The organism is Rhodococcus sp. P-2 (assembly GCF_016598535.1).
Classification (GTDB): Bacteria; Actinomycetota; Actinomycetes; order Mycobacteriales; family Mycobacteriaceae; genus Rhodococcus_F; species Rhodococcus_F baikonurensis.
This window is the reverse complement of sequence record NZ_CP066779.1, coordinates 5,249,806-5,264,297: the sequence shown is the minus strand read 5'-3', so window position 1 is coordinate 5,264,297 and position 14,492 is coordinate 5,249,806. Positions and strand designations below refer to the sequence as shown.

General features: G+C 65.1%; 9 protein-coding genes. 2 read left to right on the top strand and 7 right to left on the bottom strand.

Annotation, left to right across the window (positions count from 1 at the left end):
- Positions 1-6 precede the first annotated feature (6 nt).
- Positions 7-468 (bottom strand): MarR family winged helix-turn-helix transcriptional regulator, encoded by a 462-nt coding sequence (locus tag I7X09_RS24455; RefSeq protein ID WP_095970070.1) that lies wholly within the window; start codon positions 466-468, stop codon positions 7-9.
- A 30-nt stretch (positions 469-498) separates the two neighbouring features.
- Between I7X09_RS24455 and I7X09_RS24450 the strand changes: the two genes are divergently transcribed.
- Both I7X09_RS24450 and mshC read left to right on the top strand, forming a co-directional pair.
- Positions 499-2,688, top strand: a complete 2,190-nt coding sequence (locus I7X09_RS24450) for an MMPL family transporter (RefSeq protein WP_206029199.1) — start codon at positions 499-501, stop codon at positions 2,686-2,688.
- Between the two features lie 10 nt (positions 2,689-2,698).
- Positions 2,699-3,940: a cysteine--1-D-myo-inosityl 2-amino-2-deoxy-alpha-D-glucopyranoside ligase gene (mshC, locus tag I7X09_RS24445; protein ID WP_166810145.1), complete on the top strand. Its 1,242-nt coding sequence runs from the start codon at positions 2,699-2,701 to the stop codon at positions 3,938-3,940.
- 57 nt (positions 3,941-3,997) lie between these two features.
- Here the strand turns inward: mshC and I7X09_RS24440 are convergent, their stop codons facing one another.
- The 6 genes from I7X09_RS24440 to I7X09_RS24415 all read right to left on the bottom strand — a co-directional run bounded on the left by I7X09_RS24440 (position 3,998) and on the right by I7X09_RS24415 (position 14,395).
- A complete protein-coding gene (locus I7X09_RS24440) occupies positions 3,998-8,173 on the bottom strand; it encodes a TIGR02680 family protein (RefSeq protein WP_200314085.1) in 4,176 nt (1,391 codons plus the stop codon).
- Entirely contained in the window at positions 8,170-9,612 is a 1,443-nt protein-coding gene (locus I7X09_RS24435) for a TIGR02678 family protein (RefSeq protein ID WP_200314083.1), read from the bottom strand. Before I7X09_RS24435 ends, I7X09_RS24440 begins: the two co-directional genes overlap by 4 nt.
- Positions 9,609-11,114, bottom strand: coding sequence for a TIGR02677 family protein (locus tag I7X09_RS24430; protein ID WP_200314081.1), 1,506 nt, complete (start codon positions 11,112-11,114; stop codon positions 9,609-9,611). The genes I7X09_RS24435 and I7X09_RS24430 overlap by 4 nt, the downstream gene beginning before the upstream one ends.
- A 33-nt stretch (positions 11,115-11,147) precedes the next feature.
- Positions 11,148-12,233: a hypothetical protein gene (locus I7X09_RS24425; protein ID WP_200314079.1), complete on the bottom strand. Its 1,086-nt coding sequence runs from the start codon at positions 12,231-12,233 to the stop codon at positions 11,148-11,150.
- Between the two features lie 147 nt (positions 12,234-12,380).
- A complete protein-coding gene (locus I7X09_RS24420; RefSeq protein ID WP_124568543.1) occupies positions 12,381-13,544 on the bottom strand; it encodes an MFS transporter in 1,164 nt (387 codons plus the stop codon).
- Positions 13,541-14,395: a PAC2 family protein gene (locus I7X09_RS24415; protein WP_223257810.1), complete on the bottom strand. Its 855-nt coding sequence runs from the start codon at positions 14,393-14,395 to the stop codon at positions 13,541-13,543. The genes I7X09_RS24420 and I7X09_RS24415 overlap by 4 nt, the downstream gene beginning before the upstream one ends.
- Positions 14,396-14,492 lie beyond the last annotated feature (97 nt).

The following is a 14,492-nucleotide window of genomic DNA, read 5'->3' as shown; positions in this document are numbered from 1 at the left end:
CGCTTTCTACTCGCGCGCAGGTTCTTGCTGTTCGCGAGTTGCCGTCTTCAATCCGGGCGAGCGAACCAACCGCAGTAGTTGTTCGCGCAGCGCGGCGACGTCCCCGACACCGACGGTCAATGCGGCGTCTTCCTTCTCGAGCGTGAGCAGTCGCTCGTAGGTGAGTCGTCCGGCGTCGGTTATCGCGATCACGCGCCGACGTTCGTCGCGCGGATCGGTGTCTCGGGTGACGTAACCCGCTCGTTCGAGGCGATCGATGGTGCGGCTCATCGTTTGATCGGTTACTCGGGCATTCTTTGCGATGTCGCGTTGCGACGCGGGTCCACCGGCGATGGAGTGGAGCACGATCAGTCCGGCGTGCGTCATGTCCTGAGACCGCAGAACCTTCTCCCACGAGTGCTCTACCAGGCGCGCAGCGGTGGACAACAGTCGGCCGGTTGGCCAGTCGTCCAGGCCGTCGCTACTCATGTTCGTGCCTTCCGTTTGCAATTACTCAGCATGCTGAACAAAATAGTCGGCAAGCCCTCTCTGCTGCCGATCCCTGGAGACCCAGTGAGCACACCAGTACAAAATCGTCCTGTTCGTCGCCTTCGATGGATTGTGCCAGCTCTCCTCGTGATCGGCTGGCTGGCCATCGGAGGATTCGGCGGGCCGTTCGCCGGAAAGCTCAGCACGGTGCAGCAGAACGACAACACGTCGTTCCTGCCGGCCTCGGCCGAAGCCACCGAGGTGGCGAAGCTTCAAGAGAGCTTCACGGACACACGTTTCGTGCCGGCCATCGTCGTGGCGGAACGATCCGGAGGACTCGAGCCCACCGACTCCACCTTCCTGTCCGAGGCCGTCGATTCGTTTGTCGGTACCGAGGGATTCGGAGACGCCGCATCGCCGCCGATCCCGTCGGCCGACGGGCAGGCGCTCCAGATGTTCCTGCCCGTCGACAGCACCCTCGAGGTCAAGGACAGCGTGAAAGCGCTGCGCGCGGCGCTGGAGTCGAGCCCCGACGGACTGACAGTCAAGGTCACCGGTCCCGCCGGGCAGGTTGCGGATCTGTCGGCGGCATTCGCCGGTATCGACGGACTGCTGTTGTTAGTTGCCGGATCCGTCGTGATCCTGATCCTGATCGTCGTCTACCGGAGCCCGATCCTGCCGTTCGTGGTGATCTTCTCGGCGATCTTCGCGCTCGGATTGTCGAGCTTGCTCGTGTATCTGCTCGCCGACGCGGACGTCATCGCACTGAACGGTCAGAGCCAGGGCATCCTGTTCATCCTCGTGTTCGGTGCCGCCACCGACTACGCGCTACTTCTGGTCTCTCGCTACCGGGAGGAACTGCGGATCGAGAAGGACAAGTACGCAGCAATGCGCACTGCGTGGCGCGCGACGCTCGAACCAGTTGCAGCATCTGCCGGAACGGTCATCGCGGGCGTTCTGTGCCTGTTGCTCTCCGACCTGAACTCGAACCGCGGACTCGGTCCGGTGGCCGCCATCGGCATCGCCGCGTCCTTCCTCGCATCGATGACGTTCCTACCTGCTGTCCTCGTTCTGTTCGGGAGGACGGCGTACTGGCCGACCACACCGAAGTTCGACGCCGACCGCGAGCACCACGACGAGGCGAGCGATCACCGGTTCTGGGCCGGGCTCGCTGCTCGAATCGGTCGGCATCCGCGCCGCTTCTGGGTGGCGTCGACGCTGGTGCTTGTGATCTTCGCGCTGATGATGCCGCAGTTCAAAGCCAGCGGTGTCTCTTCGTCCGACATCTTCTTGCTCGACGTCGATTCGGTTGCAGGCCAGGAGATTCTCGGTGAGCACTTCGACGCGGGTTCCGGGTCGCCCGCGGTGGTGATCGCCAATGCCGGCCACGCCGATGCCGTCGTCGAAGCGAGTCGCGTCGAAGGTGTCAGCGATGTGAGTGTTGTCCAGAACGGGGGAGCACCTCTGGTGGTCGACGGACGAGTCTCCCTGCAGGCGACGCTGACTGACGCTGCCGATTCGCTCGCGGCCGAAGACACGATTGTTCGGCTACGTGATGCAGTTCACGCCGTCGACGGTGCCGATGCGTTGGTGGGCGGTGTGACCGCGACCGACCTCGACACCAAGACCACCTCGACGCGGGACCGGACACTGATCATTCCCGTGGTGATCATCGTGGTGTTCGTGATTCTCTCGCTCCTGCTGCGCTCGCTGCTCGCACCGCTGCTCCTCATGGGCACCGTTGTGCTCTCGTTTGCTGCGACACTGGGCATTTCGTCGCTGGTGTTCGACCATATCTTCGGCTTCCCGGGCGCGGATCCGGTGGTCCCGCTGTTCGCGTTCGTGTTCCTCGTGGCGCTGGGAATCGACTACAACATCTTCCTCATGACGAGGGTGCGTGAGGAAGCGCTGAAGATCGGCACTCGGGCGGGTGCGCTGAGGGGACTCACCGTGACCGGTGGAGTGATCACCTCTGCCGGAGTTGTTCTGGCAGCAACCTTCTCGGCGTTGGCGGTGATCCCGCTGTTGTTCCTCGCACAGATCGCGTTCATCGTGGCGTTCGGTGTCCTACTCGACGCCCTGATCGTCCGATCCTTGCTGGTCCCGGCCTTGACCTACGACATCGGTCAGAAGATCTGGTGGCCGAGCAAGCTCGCGTCGACGCCCGAACCGGAGCAGGATCAGCCAGCACCTTCCCAGCCCCAGAGCAGTCTCCACTAGGCTCGGCAGCATGCAGTCTTGGTCCGATACCGCACTCCCGTCCGTTCCCGGTCAGGGGCCGCCGTTGCGGCTGTACGACACAGCCGACCGTCAGGTTCGCCCCGTCACGCCGGGCAAGAAGGCGACGATGTACGTCTGCGGCATCACCCCGTACGACGCCACCCACCTCGGCCACGCGGCCACGTACCTCACGTTCGACCTCGTGAACCGCATGTGGCGCGACGCCGGACACGACGTTCACTACGTCCAGAACGTGACTGACGTGGACGACCCGCTGTTCGAGCGCGCCAACCGCGACGGCGAGGACTGGATCGTCCTCGGCATGCGTGAGACGGCCCTCTTCCGCGAGGACATGGAAGCGCTGCGCGTGCTTCCGCCTAAGGACTACATCGGCGCCGTCGAATCGGTGAACGAAGTAGTCGAGTTGGTGGAGAAGTTCGTGGCCTCCGGCGCCGCATACATCGTCGACGACGCCGAGTTCCCCGACGTCTACTTCCGCGCCGACGCGACCGAGCAGTTCGGTTACGAGTCGGGGTACGACCGCGCGACGATGGAGAAGTTCTTCGCCGAACGCGGCGGAGATCCCGATCGCGTCGGAAAGCGCAATCCGCTCGATGCACTCGTCTGGCGTGCCGAGCGTCCGGGCGAGCCCTCGTGGCCCTCACCCTTCGGGCCGGGACGCCCCGGTTGGCACATCGAATGCGCTGCCATTGCGCTCAATCGCATCGGCTCCGGATTCGACGTCCAGGGCGGCGGCAGCGACCTGATCTTCCCGCACCACGAGTTCTCGGCTGCACATGCGGAATCGGCAACGGGTGATCGCCGTTTCGCGCGGCACTACGTACATACCGGCATGATCGGCCTCGACGGCGAGAAGATGTCGAAGAGCCGCGGGAACCTGGTCTTCGTCTCCAAGCTGCGCGGCGAAGGGGTGGACCCCGCAGCGATCCGCCTCGGACTGCTCTCCGGTCACTACCGCCAGGATCGCGCCTGGACCGAACAGGTCCTCGAGGAGGCGCAGTCACGTCTGAAGCTGTGGCGGGAGGCGGCCGCCCTCGGTTCCGCGCCGTCCGCCACCGACACCGTCGCACGGTTGCGTCAGCACCTGGCCGACGACCTCGACACCCCGAAGGCGCTCGACGCGCTCGACGGCTGGGCACGCCGAGCAATCGAGGGCGGCGGATCCGACGCGCAGGCACCCGGCGAGTTCGCCGATGCCGTCGACGCTTTGCTGGGTATTTCGCTTCGCTGAACCCCTGCTGTGCGCCTTTATTAACCGCCCGCGGTTAATAAAGGCGCACAGCAGTTTCTAGGCGTAGTCCAGCGCACCTTCGGCTGGTGTCGGCACCCGGCGCCGCAGCGGCGAGCCCAACGCCCTCGCCAGATCGGTTCCGTCGTGCTCGGCGAGCAGCTCACCGTTCGACCACACCAGCAGCGCGGCGCTGACTGCCTGCTCGGCCGTGGAGTGCGCGAGATCGTAGTGAGCACACCCCGGGACGTCCGCGTACGTGATCCACAGGTCGTAGCCGGTCATGAAGAGATCCAGGTCGAACTGAACGCTCAAGCCGAGCAGTTCGCTGCGACCGTTGTCGTCGACACCGGCGAACGCCTCGTCCAGTGCCAGCAGACGTGGGGCGTGCGGGTCGGCCGAGTCCAGCATGACGTGCGCCGCGGCGAAGAGCGGAAGGTGCAGTGAAACCGACTGCTCGCCACCGGACAGTGCGCTGTGTCGCGCAACGGTCAGCCGGTCCTCCTTGCCCTCACCGCTGATGAGGGTGAACGAGAACACGCGCCACTGGCGGTAGTCGAGCGCCGACGACAGGATCTCCGGGTAGGAACGCTCGGGATGCGCGGCGCGGGCGGTGCGGATCTGGGTCGCGAAATGTGCTCGCAGAGTGGCCAGTTCGTCGACGCCGAGGGCCGACGCATCGCGATCCAGCAGCTTGGAGATCGCCCGCGAGCTGTCGTCGAGATTGTCGGCGAGCACCCAGTGAACGCCGATGGTGTTGCCCGAGGACATACGACGCTCACGCATCTCGGTGCCCATTTGAGCGATCAACTCGCGCGCGTCGACCGTGCGCTCGTGAATCTGCTGAGCCAAACCGGTCAGCAGAGCATCTTCGAGAATGCGACGTTCGGATTCGGTGAGCAACTGCTCCTGATCGCCGCGAGCATCGTGGATCCGCGTTGCGAATTCACCGATCGACGAATAGCCCTGATCATCCTGCACTCGTACGACGGTCAGTCCGTCCGGTGCATCCCACTGCAGACGGTAGTCCTGTCCGGCCGCTGCGAGTTGGGCGTCGAAGTCCTGCAACGCCGAGGTCAGTGCCGTGCGGGTTGCCTTGCGGGCGCCGTCGGTGACGCGTACCGCCGAGGTCGCAGCCTCGAGCGCTCGGTACAACTTGTCGACGTCTTCGGGCAGGACCGGCGGGTGGGCCGCGTCCTCACTGCGATCTTCGTTCTGGATGCGGTAGACCAACTGATCGGGGCTCATCCACGCCGCCGAACTTGCCGGCCAGCTCAGATGTTCCTTGACGCCCAACAACTCGAGTAGATCCGGACGAGCATAGGGTGCGAGTCGCTCTGCATCACTGCGGGTTTCGGTCAGGGTGTGCCGAAGCGTCTCGACAGCGGTGTTGTACGCACCCTCGGCTGTGCCGATCTGGAGCACCGCGGCGTCGTACGCCTTTCGCGCTGCACGCTGCTCGACCTTGCATTCCTCGATCTTCGCGCGGGCTTTTGCCAGGTCCAGATCGATCTGCTCGGCGCTCGCACCGAGGGTGTCGCGCAGTGTCTCGAGACGCTGCACCTGCTGGAGCAGACTCTCCTCGGCGATGGCGGCTTCCTCGGCGAATTCCTCGGCATTGGCACGTGATTCGTCGAGTCGGTCGCGGGACTCGCGTTCGAGTTCGACTTCCTTGGCATGCTCGCGTCGGCAGCGCAGTGCCAGTTCGCCCTGCTTCTCGAAATGACGGATGGCTGCGGCGAGGGAGTCGAGTTCACGGCCGACGTGCGGGGTCCGGTGCTGCGACGCCGTCGCTCGGAGTCGCTTTTCCTTCGCCGCGAGATCGGCGATCGCCGCATCGAGTTCGCGTTGTGCCGTTTCCGTGGCCTCCGAGCGAGTGCGGAGTGCTCCGGCGGATTCGGTGACGGTCTTGAGTGCGCGCAGGATCGAACCTGTCTTCGGCAATTCCTTTGCCGCAGAGTTGATCCGACTCAGCTGCTCGGTAGTCTGCGCTACCAGTGCCTTGGCCGTATCGACTGCCGCGGCAAGTACTTCCAGAGCCGCATCGATCTCGGTGATCCGAGCTTCGCGTCGACGCGCCCGCGCTGTCGTGCCGATGTACTCGGCGTCGGACTTGACGTGCCGGCCGCGCGAGACGCCTTGCCAGAAGCGGCCGTCGACGCCGATCGCGACGCTTGCGTCCGTGTCGCCCGGTGCCTCGACGAGACTGATCGACGCGAGAATGTCCTGTACCCGAGCGTCGGGTACGTCGGCATTGCCTTCGACCTCGAGGACGTCGGCCAGCGTGCGTCCCTTCGGGCGCTGCTTGACGGGAAGAGCCGTCAGGAACTGCTCACTGACGTGCTCGGGAATCGTCTCGTCCGGGCAGACCCAGCCGTCCAGCAGATTTGCCGCCTGGAGTGCGGATTCGATTCCCGTGGCCACGTCCGGTTCGACGGAGTCGACGAAGCGCACCAGCTGCCACAGCGGTGCACCACCCAGGGCACTGCGGTTGTCGGTACGTGCGTGGAAGGCAGGCGGAGCGTCGTCGTGTTCCGCCGAGACGGTCTTGCGTTCGGCCTTCAGAGCCGCGATCGAGGCGTGTGATGCCGAGATTTCCGCCTCTGCTTCGCGTCGACGCTCGCGTAGCGTCTCGGAGCCTGCCTCGGTGTGCTCGGCGAGCACTGCGGACAACGCCGGAGCGTCCTCGTCGCCGACCTGGGCGAGCGCTGAGTCGAGTGCCTCGAACAGCGATGTGTCGGCGCCGACAGCCGAGAACAAGGAGGAATGATCGGTCCACCAGGCGCGCAGCCCGCTGGCGCACTGACTGCGCGCGAGTTCCACGGCAGCTTCGCCCTCGAGCACAGCGGCCTTGGACGCTTCGAGCAGCTCTTGTCCACGGCGCGAGCTGTTTTCGGCCCGAGAGCGTTCGGTCGAGGCCTTCTCGACGGTCGCCAGAGCGGCGCGGACGACGCGCACGTCCCCGTCACGCTCTTCGGCATGTCCACGGACGGCTGCCGTGATCTGGTCGCTGCGTGAGCCGTCGGGTAGGGGAGTCCAGACGATGCCGGCGTCCTCGGCGGCTGCCTGCAGTTCGTCCTCGGCGCGCGAGAGTGCTTCGGCCGCACGCTTGACCGACGATGCGGCCTTGTCGGCTTCGTCGCCGCGCTGCGCCAGTGCGGCCTGCGCTTTCCGTGACTTGTCTGCCTGCTGCTCGGTCGAGAGCTTGAGCGTCGCGACCGCCTGGGCGAGATCGTCGAGCTGCTGTTTGCCTTCGTAGGCGCTCGAGCGTTGCAACGCTTCGACATTGGCGCGCGCATTCTCGAGTGCCTGTTCGGCCTGGTTGAAGCGCTCCTCGGCTGCTGCGCGTGCCTCACGGCTGCGGGTCTGGGCGAGCGACGACTCGTCCATGGCGGCAACACCTCTGGTGACCGCTGCGAGGCGGGTGCTGACCTGTTCGATCTCTCCGCGCGACTGCTGACGCAGGTACTTGGTGTAGACCCCGATGAAACTCTGTGCTGCCTGATCGGCGGCCGCGAGTCCCTCGAGCGCGCGGCCGACCTCCTCCATGTCGCTGAACGAACGCGCAGCTTCGAGGACGAGTTGATCGTCGAGCGGACGGAGGCCGTCGGTGAGCGCCTGCGAAAGGCCCTTCGGATCAAGGTTCTTCGCGAGCTGGGGTCGGCGTAGCGTGAGAATGAGGTTGATCAGCTGGTCGTAACGCTGCACACCGAGACCGAACATCCGCGCGTCGATCGCGGTGCGGTAGTCGAGGGGACGGTCGGTGATGGAATCGCTGCCGAGTTGTTCGGCCAACTGCTTCTTGGTGAGAGGGCGATCGTCGTTGCCGATCAGCGAGAAGTCGACTCCGACGCGGCCGTCGGCGACGAAGTACCAACGGGTGACCTTGTCGTTGGTGCGGGTTGCACGCATGCCGATGCCCACGGTCACCGACTCGGGATCTTCGAGGGAGCCGCGGCAGAACTCCATCCACACGTAGGAGTGCGCGCTGTCCTGGCCCCGGTAGAGCAGGTTGGACTTCATCGTGCGCTCTTCACCGGCGAAGGGGTTGAGGCGCCGCGGTTCGATGCGGCCGTCGAAAACGAACGGGAACAAGACCTCGAGGGCCTTGGTCTTGCCGGATCCGTTTGGCCCTCGTAGGACCAGTCGACCGTCGGCGAACGAGAACTCCTGGTCTCGGTAATCCCAGAGGTTGATGATTCCAGCCCGAGTAGGTCGGAAGCGGGCGTTGCTCATACGTTCTCTACCTCTGATAGTTCGCCGTTGGTGGAAGATTCGGGGCCGAATTCGTCGACCGGATCCGGTGCGGAGTTGTCTACCGCGAAGTCGATCTGAGGATCGCGTTCGCGTACGGAGACCACGACGTCGCGGTACCGGGCAAGGACGGGCAACACCAGTACGCCGCCGTCGACCGCATGCGTCAGGCGCAGACGTTGCAGCAACCCGAGCGCCTGCTTGCGCAGCCCGTTGTGATCGGCCTGCCATTGCGCTGCGAACGTGCGTCCGAACTGGTCCACCAACTCGGTGACCTTGTCGGCGAGCCAGTCGTCGTCGATCATCGGGTACGTGACGGGTTCCGGGGGCTCGGCCGGTTCGCCGGCAGGCAGCACGAAGTCGTCGTCCTCGTCGGCGAGGTCCTCGAAGATCCCGGCCTCAGGGATGGCGGCATCGAGTTGTTCGATCAGGTGATCGTCCGACACGTGCGGGATCGGAAGTTTCGGCAGCTCCGGAGCGTCGACGTCGAGTACGCGGTCGGCAATCTCGCCGGCGAGGAGTAGCGCTACCTGGGCGATCGTTCCGGTACTCGGGAAGCGGACGTCGGAGAGGCGACCGGTGGGATCGATCATCGCGATCCCCTCGGCACGGCGCTCGGCCACCAACCCCGTCAGGAGTTCGACCTCCGACGCGGTCTTGGGCTGCGCCAACGCGATCAACTCGTGCTGATCGAGTTCGCCGGCCAGTACGACCGGCCGCTCGACGAGAGCCCGGCGGACCCGGCGGCCGATCTCCTTCGCGTCCACGGGAATTCCGTCGTCCTCAGAGGCGCTCGAGGTCTCGGCGGCCAACAGTCCTCGAATGGAGTGCAGGTGCTGCAGGGCACGCGGCGGACGGAAGAGGGCGACGACGACGGAACGATCGATGTCGTAAAGCGCTTCGCCCGCTTCGGGATTGGACGCCCAGCCGTTAGCGTCACCGTCGGCCAGGGCGATGGCGCCCCTGACGCCGAGCCAACCGACGGCGTCGACGAACGCGTCGCGGTCCGACGCACGATCGGTGGACAGTTCGACGCCGTCCACCTGCGCGGCGTCGGCCGCGACGTGATCGGCCAACTCCGACAACGTGATCTGGTTTCCGGCGCGGCCCAACGCGGCCAGGCACAACGCCAGGTACGCGTAGCGCGTGCGATCGAAGGTTCGCTCGGAGGCAGTCCGGGCCGGTGCCGACGGGTTGAGTCGATCCGACACCGTGAACAGGCGCGCGGTGGTCTCTGTCACCTCGAGGCGGTAGCCGAACAGTTCCAGTAGGTCGTCACGCAGCTCGGTGGCCCAACGGCGCAAGAGCGGCAACGCAATTCGATCCGGATACGTCGAGGTGATCAGGTGGTTGGACAGAATGACGCGCGCCGCGCGTTGGTACGAATCGAGGGCAAGGGGCGTGATCTCGCGAGCTCTCATCGAACACTGACCTCGATACCGTCGAGATGCATACGCCCGCGGGCGGTCTTGATGGTGGTCGAACCGTCCGAGGGACTCAGTGTCAGCTTCACCCCGTTCTCGCTACCGGTGGAGCTCTTGACGCGTCCCACCACCGGAACACGCGCGGTCAATGCTGCATTGAGCAGACTCAGCAAAACTTCGGTCTCCTGCTCGTTGAGTTCACGCTGGTAGACACCGTTCGACGCGAGAGATTGCGCGGCGGCGCTGCGGGTACGTTGCGCCGCCAACTGTTCTTCGCGCAGTCGGCGGATGCTGCCGTCGTTGCGGGCGACCTTGCTCGGCAATCCGGGTGAGGGCGGACGGCCGGTTTCGGCGAGGGTTCGTGCGATCTCCACCGGCGGCGCCTCCCACCACGATCGCGAGTGAGAAATGATGTCGGCGTCCGGATGCACCATCGAGAGATGGCGTGGACGGCCGAGGTCGAATACTGCCTGGAACAGAGCATGAGCTGCGTCTTCGGACGGCGTGGCGGCAAACCAGCCGGCGAGGTGCCGGAGCTGGCTCTCGCGGCTGACGCCGCCGCGACGTGTCTCCGTGACGCGGCGAAGGAGGGCGAGAACCGCGGCGATCGCACTCATCGTGCCCTCACGGAGGCGTTCGGACTCGCTGATCCCCGATTCCGCGGAGACGAACCAGGCGGTCAATCCTCGCCACCGCGCCGCCCAGTCGTCTTCACGTTCGGTGATCGGGACGAACACCCGCTCGTCACTGGCCGCGGCGAGGCGGATCATGCGATCGACACCGGTGGATTCGACGTGCTCGATCGCTTCCTTGAGCTTGGGGGCGTAGCGCGCCAGGTCGGAACTGAACTCGCGCATGTGAGTCAGCAGAGCGTCCTTGTGCGTGAGGAAAGCCTGCGGAGTGATCTCCGTGGTACGTACCAGGTCGCCCAGTGTCAGATAGAAGTGCGCGGCTCGATCAGCCATGTCGGAGAGCGTCGAGTCCAGGCGCTTGAGCTTGCGGAAGATCAGGTCGCCGTCGGAACTGCGGTTGGCTTCGGCAAGTTCGGACATGTCTGCGAGCAGATCCGCCAAGGCGAGACGCGAAAGCGACGCCGAGTCCAGGCGGGCGGCAAGAACGTCCTCGACTGATCGATAGACCTGATATCCGGCCTGACCGAACTGGTAGACGAAGTGGCGATTACGGTACTCGGCCAGCGTGGCCGCGCGGGTGCCGTCGTAGCTGCGCTCGAGGATCTCCCAGACGTGAAGCTGATCCAACAGGGGAGTGACCTCCGCCGCCGACAGATCGGCCGCCGGATCCGAGCCACCGATCTTTTCGAGGATTTGCGCGACTGTTCCGGCGTGCAGCAGCACTGTGTAGTTGGCGCGAGCATGGTCGAAGGCACGGAGCACCCAGAGGTACTCGGTCCGTTTTTCCGCGATCGTGAACGAAAACAGCTTCAGTCGATTGGTGTCGGCGTACGCGGCGTAATCGGGCGCACTCGTTTCTTCCACCATGACAGGGTAGGCGAGAGACGGCCCCTCTTTTTCCTACGGGCGATCCGTAGCAGGGGATGCGGCGCGTCGCCACTGCGATTCGTTCTCGATCATCCATGTGAGCAGGTGCTCGGCTGCCGCCTCGTCGGAGTCCGGACCGACCAGCAGATCGGCGAACGCCTGGCTGGGTGCGACGATGCGAATGCCGTCGCGAGTGAGCAATCGGTCGAACGCGGACGGTGAGAGGGGAGCGGTGATCCACACGTCACCGCCGGATTCCACTCGCCGGAGGCCGAGAGCGTCGGCGAACTGATCGACGTTGTCGGCATGGAAGTGAGCACGTCGGGTGGGCGCATACCGAGCAAAGGGCGCAGCGGCCACCGAAGCGGTACCGGCATAGATGTGACCGCTGAGTTGACGCAGTTGATCGAAGAGAGCCTCCAGACCGTCCGGCGCGTGAAAGCCGTGAGGCGTCGGCGCTTTGGCGCCGGCTTCAGCTGCCCATTCCCGAAGCATCTTCGGCCAGCGGACGTCGCCGATCCCACCGCGGGGGAGCCTGGTCACCAGTTCACGATCCGACAGTGTCTGAACCACCCGATAGGTTGCTCCCGTCGACGCACCGGCCAGGCGCACCAAGGCTGTGATCGCCAGCGGCGCCGCGAAATCGGCAAGCGCTCGCACGACGCGAGCTGACGGATCGCCCGTCAGCTGTCCGGAAGGACGTCCGGGTCCCCGCCACGGGTCGGCGTCGGCTCCGCGTCCACGCACCCAGACTGCGGGTCGATCAGCGGTCAACGAAACGTTGCCCGTGGCATCTGCGTACGAGATCGCGTGGGAATCGAGCTGCCGGCGCACGGGCTCGGACAGATATTTTGCGCACACGAAGCCCGATTGACCGGTGGGGAAGCGATCGGCGATACCGGGAACGTCGCTGCTCAGGACACCGTGCGCGGCGTAGACGCCGAATTTGGCCACCGCGCCGTCAGGGGAGCGGAGGTCGAGTCGGAGCGGGGCCTCGGACAGGTCGGGGGAGCGCTGCGTCGACAAAGACCAGGTAGGAGGCAAATTTTCTTCGATGACGGCAACCGATCGTCGAAAAATGTCGATCGACCGTTCCGGTTCCGATTCAGATTCGCTCATGTTCCAATGGTATCAATATCTGTCGTTGACGGAAACACCAGATTTTCCGAATATTGGTCGGTCACGCCATCACACACAACGGTGGTCACTTTCACCGGCTAACTTCACCGTCCGCACAACTCGAATTCCGAAACTGGCAAAGACCGATCAGCGTTGCTTCGGCATGACCAGGGGAGCGACGACGGCGAGCAGTAGTGCAGGGATCAGGAAGCTCGCGACAGGCGAGGAGTCGTAGATCGGGGTCAACGCCAGGGGAGCGAGGGCAGCGCCGCCGAAGCGCATCGCTTGCACGACCGACACGGCGCCGCCGCGGTTGGGTCCCTCGGAGCCGAGTACCGCCGCGTTGACGCCGACCAGCACGAACTGGCTCGCGACGCCTGCGACAAACCATGCGATCGCGATCACAGGCACCAGGCCGGCGAGGCCGACGATGGAGACCAGGACAGCACCGCCCAGGGCGCCGATCATCACGGATGAACGTGCGCCGATGCGATCGATGAGGATTCCGATGCGCCGGGCCGAGAGGATGCCGGCCACGCCGAAGACGGTGAGCAGTAGGCCGCGGACAGTGGGGGACAGTCCGAACTCGTCTTCGAAGCGGAAGGCGAGCAGGAAGCTCAGCCCACCGAGAGCGCCCCAGCCGAGCAGTGCAGCGATGCCGATGCGGAGCACTTCCGGGCGAAGTGCATCACGCAGGCGTGCGGGAGCAGTCGCTGTCGGTGTTTCCGACTTCGGGAGTCCGACGGCACCCAGGATGCCTGCGACCACTGCAATGACGAGAAAGGCAAGACGCCAGTCGAATTCAGCCGCCAGACCGCCGATCAGTGGAGCCGACGACTGCCCTGCGGCCTGGAAGGCACCGAAGGCACCGAGGGCCCGACCCAGTCGGGCCTGCGGTGTTGCGGCCGCCAGAGAGGCAAGCAGTAGCGGTGTGGTGAATGCGTTCGCGGAGCCCTGTAGTACCCGGGCGGCCAGAAAGATTTCGAGAGTCGGGGCCAGGAAGCATGCCAACGACGCGAAAACGTAGACCCCGTATGCGATCCGTACCGTCCGGACTTTGCCCCAGCGTGTTCCGAGCGTCCCCGACACCAACATCAGAGCGGCGAAGGGGAGCAGGTACGCGGTGAGCGAAGAGGCTGCCGCCGATGGTCCGACCCCGAGATCGTCACCGATCTCGGGGAGGATGGAAGCAACCACACCGCCGCCGAACGGGCCGAGGAACCCGCCGGCGTACAGCGCGATCAGTTGCAGCCGGAGGCGCAGTGGACGCTGTGGACTCCCGCCGTCGCCTCCTGGGGTGTTCTTGCTCACAGTCCGAAGCTGCCGGGGCCTCGCCGTCTGAGGTAGCGCTCGAATTCCGCGGCGATGGCGTCGCCGTCGATCTTGGAGATCGCTTCACTGATGTCGGTCTCGGCGTCCCCCCGTTCCTCGAGAGTGCGCACGTACTCGCCGATTTCCTCGTCGTCCGCGGTCATTTCGTTGACCGCTTCCTCCCAATCCTCCGATTGAGCCGGGAGTTCCCCGAGGGGGACCTCGATGTCGAGCACATCCTCGACCCGTTGAAGGAGGGCCACGGTGGCCTTCGGGTTGGGTGGCTGCGACACGTAGTGCGGAACCGCCGCCCAGAACGAAATAGCGGGTACACCAGCACGAACACACTCGTCCTGAAGGACTCCGGTGATGCCCGTCGGCCCTTCGTAGCGGGTCTGTTCGAGGTTGAATCGTGCAGCGGATTCGCTGCTGTACGCCGTGCCCGTGACCGGTACCGGGCGGGTGTGCGGAGTGTCGGCGAGCAGGGCGCCGAGGATGACCACGGTCTTGACGTTCAGTTGGTCGATCAGCTCGAGCAGATCCTCGCAGAAACTGCGCCACCGCATGTTGGGTTCGATCCCGCGAAGCAGGACGATGTCGCTCTCACTACCCGGAGGTGAACAGACCGACAAACGTGTTGCCGGCCAGACGATTTCGCGGGTCACTCCGTCGACCTGACGGACCGTGGGACGGTTGACCTGATAGTCGTAGTAGTCCTCGGAATCGAGTTCGGCGAGCGGCTGGGCGTCCCAGATCAGCTCGAGATGTTCGACCGCACCACTGGCCGCGTCACCGGCGTCGTTCCAGCCCTCGAAAGCTGCAACGAGGATGGGATCACGAAGGACAGGGATGTCGCCTTCAAGGCGGTCGCTGCTGTCGACGGCAAAGCCGTCAGGACTCTCGAAGGCCGCGGAATCGTCGAAATCGACCGGGCCGTCGGGAGTGACG

What these genes read in the sequence shown, in the direction of transcription:
- I7X09_RS24455 (WP_095970070.1), bottom strand. Translation starts at nt 468, where the DNA reads ATGAGTAGCGACGGCCTGGACGACTGGCCAACCGGCCGACTGTTGTCC.
- I7X09_RS24450 (WP_206029199.1), top strand. Translation starts at nt 499, where the DNA reads ATGCTGAACAAAATAGTCGGCAAGCCCTCTCTGCTGCCGATCCCTGGA.
- mshC (WP_166810145.1), top strand. Translation starts at nt 2,699, where the DNA reads ATGCAGTCTTGGTCCGATACCGCACTCCCGTCCGTTCCCGGTCAGGGG.
- I7X09_RS24440 (WP_200314085.1), bottom strand. Translation starts at nt 8,173, where the DNA reads ATGAGCAACGCCCGCTTCCGACCTACTCGGGCTGGAATCATCAACCTC.
- I7X09_RS24435 (WP_200314083.1), bottom strand. Translation starts at nt 9,612, where the DNA reads ATGAGAGCTCGCGAGATCACGCCCCTTGCCCTCGATTCGTACCAACGC.
- I7X09_RS24430 (WP_200314081.1), bottom strand. Translation starts at nt 11,114, where the DNA reads ATGGTGGAAGAAACGAGTGCGCCCGATTACGCCGCGTACGCCGACACC.
- I7X09_RS24425 (WP_200314079.1), bottom strand. Translation starts at nt 12,233, where the DNA reads ATGAGCGAATCTGAATCGGAACCGGAACGGTCGATCGACATTTTTCGA.